The organism is Actinacidiphila sp. bgisy144, assembly GCF_057708105.1.
Genome location: NZ_JBYIRM010000110.1, coordinates 1 through 748, shown reverse-complemented (window position 1 = coordinate 748; position 748 = coordinate 1). Strand labels below are relative to the sequence as shown.

At 68.6% G+C, this 748-nt stretch carries 1 protein-coding gene; it reads left to right on the top strand.

Features of this window, described 5'->3' with window-relative positions:
• The coding region (locus AC3EVP_RS36930) for a ketoacyl-synthetase C-terminal extension domain-containing protein (RefSeq protein WP_435138184.1) at window positions 1–748 on the top strand (748 nt) is incomplete at both ends.

Below are 748 nucleotides of genomic sequence, written 5' to 3'. Positions count from 1 at the left end.
CAGTAATGGTCTGTCGGCGCCGAACGGTCCGTCGCAGCAGCGGGTGATTCGGGCGGCGTTGGCGAGTGCGGGGTTGCAGCCGGGTGATGTGGATGTGGTCGAGGCGCACGGCACCGGCACGGCGTTGGGTGATCCGATCGAGGCACAAGCGCTGCTGGCGACCTATGGGCAGGACCGGCCGGAGGGTCGGCCGTTGTTGTTGGGGTCGGTGAAGTCGAATATCGGTCACACGCAGGCGGCTGCCGGTGTCGCGGGTGTGATCAAGATGGTGCAGGCGATGCGGCACGGGATGCTTCCGCAGACCTTGCATGTGGATGCTCCGTCGTCGCATGTGGATTGGTCGGCCGGAGCGGTGGAGTTGCTGACGGCGCCTCGTGAGTGGCCGGCGGGTTCTGGTCCTCGGCGGGCGGGTGTGTCGGCGTTCGGGATCAGTGGCACCAACGTCCACCTCATCCTCGAACAGCCCGTGCAGGAGGAGGTGGAGTCCGCCCCGGAGGTGGGGTCGGAGTCTGCGGGTTCGGTGGTGTGGGTGGTGTCGGCGCGGTCTGATGCGGCGTTGGTGGCGCAGGCGGGTCGGTTGGCTGAGTTTGTGGAGGCGCGTCCGGGGGTTGGGGTCGGGGATGTGGCGTTGTCGTTGGCGGTGACGCGGACGACGGGGTTCTCGCACCGGTTGGCGGTGGTGGGCCGGGACCGTGGTGAGTTGGTGGAGGGGTTGGCTGCTGCTGTGTCGGGGCGGGAGTCGGCCGGT